The sequence below is a fragment of the Acidovorax sp. genome (assembly GCF_046314175.1).
Classification (GTDB): Bacteria; Pseudomonadota; Gammaproteobacteria; order Burkholderiales; family Burkholderiaceae_C; genus Acidovorax.
Genome location: NZ_JBKBXG010000148.1, coordinates 1 through 6702, shown reverse-complemented (window position 1 = coordinate 6702; position 6702 = coordinate 1). Strand labels below are relative to the sequence as shown.

Here is a 6702-nt window from a genome sequence, read left to right as displayed (position 1 = left end):
CATCGGCGGCCAGCCCACCTCGCTGCCCACGCAGATCCCGACCACCATCGAGGGCGTGACGCGCGAGCAGATTGAGCACTCGATCAACGCCACCGACAGCGAAGACGCCCTCAAGTACCTGCCCAGCCTGCTGGTGCGCAAGCGCTACATCGGCGACTACAACCACGCCGTGCTGTCCACGCGCGCATCGGGCACGGGCAACCCGGCGCGGTCCATGGTGTTTGCCGACGGCATTTTGCTGAGCAACTATCTCGGCAACGGCCCCACCAACGCGCCGCGCTGGATGCTGGTCACGCCCGAAGAGATCGAGCGCGTGGACGTGCTCTACGGCCCGTTTTCGGCCGCCTACGCAGGCAACTCGGTGGGCGCGGTGGTGGACTACGTCACGCGCATGCCCACAAAGTTCGAGGCGCACGGCAAGGTCAGCTTCCAGCACCAGCCGTTTGACCTGTACGGCACCAACACCAGCTATGCGGGCAAACAGGTCAGCGCCTCGGTGGGCAATAAGAACGGCGACTGGTCGTGGTTCCTCAATTTCAACAAGACCGACAGCGAAGGCCAGCCGCTCACCTTCCCCACGCGCCTCGTTTCCGCTGGCACCGTGGGCAATGCGGGCACGCCGGTCACGGGCGCGGTGCCCGGGCTCAACCGCAACAACCAGCCCTGGGTCCTGCTGGGCACGGCCACGCAGTACCACACGCAGCAAGACCACATCAAGGCCAAGATCGCCTACGACTTCTCGCCTACCGTGCGCGCGGCCTACACCCTGGGCTGGTGGCACAACGAATCCGAAGGCCGCCCCACCAGCTACCTGCGCGATGCCAATAGCAACGCGGTGTATGCGGGTGCCGTCAACATCAATGGCCGCTCGTACACGCTCGCGCCCACCGACTTCAATGTGTCCAATGAAGACCTCACGCATTTCATGCACGGGCTCTCGGTCAAGAGCAACACCAAAGGCGTGTTCGACTGGGAGGTGGCTGCCAGCCTGTACGACTACCAGACCGACACCTTGCGCGCCGCCACCGTGGCGCTGCCTGCCGCGCTGAACGGCGGGGCAGGGCGCATCGTCAACAGCAAAGGCACAGGCTGGAACACCCTGGCTGCCAAGGGCACCTGGCGGCCCAGCGGAATGCAGGGCGCCCACATTGTGGACTTTGGCCTGCAGCGCGACAGCTACCGGCTGCGCACCGTGGAGAACGCCACCAGCAACTGGATCAACGGCGCTGCAGGCGCCCGCAACCAGGCCTTCAACGGCGACACCCAACTGCTGGGCCTGTGGGCGCAAGACACCTGGAAGATCGCGCCACAGTGGAAGGCCGTGCTGGGCGCCCGCGCCGAACGCTGGAGCGCTAGCAACGGCCAGACCGGTAACGCCACCACCACTGTGACGCACCCTGAGCGCAACGAAACCTACTTCTCGCCCAAGGCTGCCGTGGCCTACCAGGCCAATGAGCTGTGGGTGCTCAAGGCATCGACGGGCCGCGCCGTGCGCATGCCCACGGTGGCCGAGCTGTACCAGGGCGGCATCAACGGCAGCGGCACGCTCACCAACAACGACCCGAACCTCAGGCCCGAAAAGAGCTGGACCACCGAACTGACGGCCGAGCGCGACATGGGCAATGGGCTGCTGCGCCTCACAGCGTTCTTTGAGCGCACGAAAGACGCGCTGTACTCGCAGACCAATGTGCTCGTCACGCCCAACGTGACCAACGTGCAGAACGTGGATGCCATCCGTACCAAGGGCATTGAGCTGTCGTACCAGGCCGCCAACGTCTTTGTGCGCGGCCTGGAGCTGGGCAGCAGCCTGACCTGGACGGATTCCAAGATCACGAAGAACGACAAGTTCCCGGCCAGCGTCGGCAAATGGCAGCCGCGCATCCCTGAGTGGCGCGCCAGCGCCGTGGCCACCTACCGGCCCGACGCCACGTGGTCATACACCCTGGGCGCGCGCTACAGCGGCAAGCAATACAGCACGCTGGACAACACCGACGTGAACGGCTTTGCCTACCAGGGCGCCAGCCGCTACTTCACCACCGATGTGCGTGTGCGCTACCAGATCACCAAGCAGGTCAGCGCCGCCGTGGGCATCGACAACCTGAACAACTACCAGTTCTGGAATTTCCACCCCTACCCGCAGCGCACCTACATGGCTGAACTCAAGGTAGATCTTTGAAAGGAACACATTTCATGTCATTGAATACTATGAAAACTATAGCTGTTGGCGCTTGCCTGATAAGCGCTGGATGCCTTTTTGGCACTGCATCTGCCCATGTGGTGCTCGAATACCAGGTCGCCCCGGCAGGCGCCAGCTACAAGGCCACGTTCAAGGTGGGGCACGGTTGCGGCGCGTCGCCCACGCGGCAGATCGCGGTGGACATCCCTGCCGGCATGCGCGGCGCGCGCCCCATGCCCAAGCCGGGCTGGGCACTGGAGGTGCAGCGCGAAAAGCTCGCCCAGCCGTACACCAGTCATGGCCGCAGCATCACCGAAGATGTGGTCCGCGTGACCTGGACTGCCAAGACCGCAGACGACATGCTGCCCAATGCCCACTACGACGAGTTCGTGCTGGTGGCCACCACGCCCGCGCAGGCGGGCACGGTGTACTGGCCCGTGCGCCAGGCCTGTGCCGAAGGCCGCAACGACTGGGTCGAGGTTCCGAAGCCCGGACAAAAGCTGTCGGACCTGAAGTCCCCAGCCGCTGCGCTGGAAATCCTGCCCTCTGGTGGTGCTGCTGCCCACAATCACTGACCATCACGGCCTGAGCCCGTGTTCACCGTACTTCCCGCACTAACCACAGAAAGATACAGAAAGATCACCATGCAAAAAATCATTCGTACCGTTGCCCTCGTTTCCACCCTGGCTGTGGCCTTGGCTACCAGTAGTGCCATGGCGCAGGATGCAGCCGTCAAGGCCGAGGGCGCGTGGGCCCGTGCCAGCGTGCAGGGCCAAAAGGGCACCGGCGCCTTCATGCGCCTGACGGCAAAAGACGGCACCCGCCTGGTGCGCGCCGAGTCGCCCGCTGCGGGCGTCACCGAAGTGCACGAGATGAAGATGGAAGGCGACATCATGAAGATGCGCGCCATCCCGGCCCTGGACCTGCCTGCAGGTAAGACGGTGGAACTCAAGCCCGGCGGCTACCACGTCATGCTGCTTGACCTGAAGGCCCCGCTGGCCAAGGACACTTCGGTGCCCATCACGCTGGTGTTCCAGGATGCCAAGGGGGCAGAAAGCAAGCTCAAACTGAACGTTCCGGTGGCCACGTCCGCCCCCGGTGGCGCCACCGCAGGCAGCATGATGGATGGGCACAAACACTGAGGACACCGCTGCCGCAGCGCCTTCGCGGGCGCAACGCATTGGAGTAAGCTGTGACTCCGCAGAACCTGCACAGGGTTCTATAGAACCACCTCGTCCACCTTTTGCGGAGCGGCCATGAGCGACACATCGAATTTCGGTTTCGGCAAACTTGTCCCCGGCTTTGACTTTTTGCAGAGCCTGGCCAAAGGCGCGTCCAGCAGCATTCCGCAGTTGCCCAACCTCGGCAACTGGGTGGCGCCCACCATCAGCGTGGAAGAGCTGGAGAAGCGCATTGATGAGCTGAAAGCTGTGCAGTTCTGGCTGGAGCAGAACTCGCGCGCTCTGACCGCCACCATCCAGGCGCTGGAGGTGCAGAAGATGACGCTGGCCACCCTGAAGGGCATGAACTTCAGCATGGGCGATGTGGCCAATGCGTTCAAGCTCAAAACCGCCGACACCGTGATGGGCAGCGTGCAAAAGGCCGCCAGCACCATGACCGGTGCGGCCGACGCCATGACCCAGGCCGCCGCCCGCGTGACGGGCCGGGCCGCTGCCGCAGAGGCTGAACCCGAAGAGCAGGAAGACGACGCAGAGCCCGCGCAGGAGCCAGCGGCTGCGCCTGCCAAGGCCAAAGCCAAAGCCAAAGCCAAAGGCGGTAAAGCCAGCGGTGCGGCCGAGCCCACGGTGGTCGACCCCATGCAGTGGTGGGGCGCGCTCACCGGCCAGTTCCAGCAGATTGCTGCCAACGCCATGAAGGACGCGGCCAAGCAGACCGCCATCGACACCACCAAGAACATGGCCACCGGCCTGGCTAAAGAGGCCCTGAAAACGGCCACCGGCATGGCCAGCCAGTTTGCTGCCAAGGGCATGCAGACCATGCAAGGCGGCGGCAAGCGTGCCGCCAGCGCTGCTGCGGCCAAAAAGCCCGCCGCCACCGCGAAGAAGGCACCGGCTAAAAAGGCCGTTGCAAAAACTGCCGCCAAGCCAGCTGCAACAGCAACCGCAACAGGCAAGGCAGCAGCCAAGAAATCACCCTCCACCCGCAGCGCCCCGCGCAAACCGGCGCGCTGACTGGGTGGCTTAGCGGGCCCGCAGCACCGCGTATTGCGCCCACCACCGCCCGAACAGCCCGCCAGAGACGACTGTCATGAAACTCTTCCCTACCGGCCACGCCACCCACCCGCAGTGGCGCATGGCCGCCGCCCTGGTGCTGGCGCAACTGCGCGCCCAGATGGCCTTGCCCGATTACGCGTCGGCCCCCACGCTGGGGCTGCTGTACATCACCGACCACTATGCGAACGAGGCGCAGGCGTTGCTCGACTACCTCAGCGACGAACTGCCCGAGGTGACCGATTGGAGCGGCACGGTGGGCGTGGGCGTGTCGGCCAACAACGCCGAGTACTTTGACGAGCCCGCGCTGTCGGTCATGCTGCTCGATGTGCCCGCTGACCACTACCGGGTGTTCTCAGGTGTGGCGCCACTGCCCACCCATGCCAACCACCCGGGCAGCGGGTTTGTGGCCCACACGGCGCTGGTGCATGCTGACGGGCGCACGCCCGAACTGACCGAGCTGCTGGCCGAGATGGCAGCGCGCACCGACACCGGCTACCTGTTTGGCGGCCTTTGCGCCAGCCGCACCAGCAGCGTGCAGTTTGCAGTGGGGGGCGACGGCAACATCGCCGGGCAGGGTGGGGCCACGGGCGTGTTTGACGGAGGCCTGTCGGGCGTGGCGTTTGACGCGGGCGTGGCGCTCGTGTCCCGCGTCACGCAGGGCTGCCAGCCCGTGGGCGCGCTGCACACCATCACCGAAGCGCAAGAGAACGTGGTGCTGCAGCTCGATGGAGAGTCGGCGCTGGATGTGCTGCTGGACACGCTGGAAGTCTCGCTCGACGGTGACCCGCAGCCTGCCTTGCGCAAGGTGCGCGCCACGCTGGCCGGTCTGGTCAGCGCAGGCGAGCAGCCCCAGGGCCAGCGCCGCACGGGCCACTTTGGCACCGACACGCGCGTGCGGCACATCGTCGGGCTGGATGGCAGCCGCCGCGGCGTAGCCCTGGCCGACCACGTGGAAGCGGGCATGCACCTGGCGTTCTGCCAGCGCAATGTGGCTGCGGCACGTGCCGACCTGATGCGCATCTGCGCCGAGATCCGCGAAGAGCTATCGCCCGAAGAACTGGAGCCTGCGTTGCTGGTGTCCCCGTCCAGCACGGACGGCGAGATGGGCGACGCGGTCGACGCCTCCAGTGCCAGCACAGTGCCACAAGCCGGGCGCCGCATCTGTGGTGCCATCTACGTGAGCTGCTCGGGCCGCGGTGGCCCGCATTTTGGTGGCCCCAGCGCCGAGCTGCAGATCGTGCGCCACGCGCTGGGCGATGTGCCGCTGGCCGGCTTTTTTGCCGGAGGCGAGATCGCGCACCACCACCTGTACGGCTACACCGGTGTGCTGACCGTGTTTGTGGACAGCGAGCCTTTGCCATCCTGACCCCCGCTGGGTGGTTGCGTAGCTGCGTGCCGCAACCCCCTGCGGGTCTGGTCAGCCCGCGCCGTTGTCGTCGGACTCGGCTTTTTCTTCAGGCGTCAGGCGCGTGGCCAGGATCTTGTCGATGGTCTTTCCATCCATGTCCACAACTTCCAGCTTCCAGTCTTCCCACTGCACGGCGTCGGTCACCTTGGGCAGGCGGCCGGTCAGCAGCATGATCATGCCGCTCAGGGTGTGGTAACGGCCGCGGTCCTCCTCGGGTACGGCATCCAGGTTCAGGCGGTCCTTCAGCTCGGGCACGGGGATGTGTCCGTCCAGCAACCAGCTGCCGTCTTCGCGCTGCAGTGCCCACGAGGTTTCGGGGTCGCGCGGCTGAAACTCCCCCGTGATGGCCTCGATCAGGTCCTGCAGCGTGACGATGCCTTGCACCTCGCCGTACTCGTCGATCACAAACGCCATGTGCACGTCCGACAGGCGAAAGTTGTCCAGCAGTTCCATGCCGGTGATGGTCTCAGGAACATACAACGCGGTTTGCAGCGGCTGATCCGCCAGGCCGTGCGTCTTGTCCCGCAAAGTGCGCGACAGCCACTGGCGTGCGTTGATCACGCCCAGGATGTTGTCCATGCCACCGCGTATCACCGGGAACCGCGCGTGGTCCGACTCTTCGATGCACTTGAGGTTTTCTTCAAATGGCGCATCTACATCCAGGCACACCACATCCCCGCGCGGCACCATCAGCGACCCGATCTGCCGGTCATCCAGCCGGAACACATTGCGCACCATGGTGTGCTCGTGCGACTCGATCACACCCGCAGTGGTGCCCTCGACCAGCATGGCGTGGATCTCTTCTTCCGTCACCGGGCTGCCGCTGGTTTCCTTCACGCCCATCAGGCGCAGCAGCGTGCGGGTGGAGGTGGACAGCAACAGAA

At 65.2% G+C, this 6702-nt stretch carries 6 protein-coding genes; 5 read left to right on the top strand and 1 reads right to left on the bottom strand.

The annotated features are described in order from the left end of the window. From ACK4OE_RS24520 to ACK4OE_RS24500, 5 genes are all read left to right on the top strand, one after another. Positions 1–2176: TonB-dependent receptor (locus tag ACK4OE_RS24520; RefSeq protein WP_409889001.1), on the top strand; the 2176-nt coding region annotated here is incomplete at its 5' end. Positions 2177–2190: 14 nt separating this feature from the next. Next, entirely contained in the window at positions 2191–2751 is a 561-nt protein-coding gene (locus tag ACK4OE_RS24515) for a YcnI family protein (RefSeq protein WP_409889000.1), read from the top strand. A gap of 69 nt (positions 2752–2820) precedes the next feature. Next, positions 2821–3318, top strand: a complete 498-nt coding sequence (locus ACK4OE_RS24510; RefSeq protein WP_409888998.1) for a copper chaperone PCu(A)C — start codon at positions 2821–2823, stop codon at positions 3316–3318. A gap of 114 nt (positions 3319–3432) precedes the next feature. Beyond that, positions 3433–4368, top strand: coding sequence for a PhaM family polyhydroxyalkanoate granule multifunctional regulatory protein (locus ACK4OE_RS24505; RefSeq protein WP_409888996.1), 936 nt, complete (start codon positions 3433–3435; stop codon positions 4366–4368). A 76-nt stretch (positions 4369–4444) separates the two neighbouring features. Further along, positions 4445–5776 (top strand): FIST N-terminal domain-containing protein, encoded by a 1332-nt coding sequence (locus ACK4OE_RS24500; protein WP_409888995.1) that lies wholly within the window; start codon positions 4445–4447, stop codon positions 5774–5776. A 51-nt stretch (positions 5777–5827) separates the two neighbouring features. Here the strand turns inward: ACK4OE_RS24500 and ACK4OE_RS24495 are convergent. Next, on the bottom strand, positions 5828–6702 hold an 875-nt coding region (locus ACK4OE_RS24495), incomplete at its 5' end, for a hemolysin family protein (protein WP_409888993.1).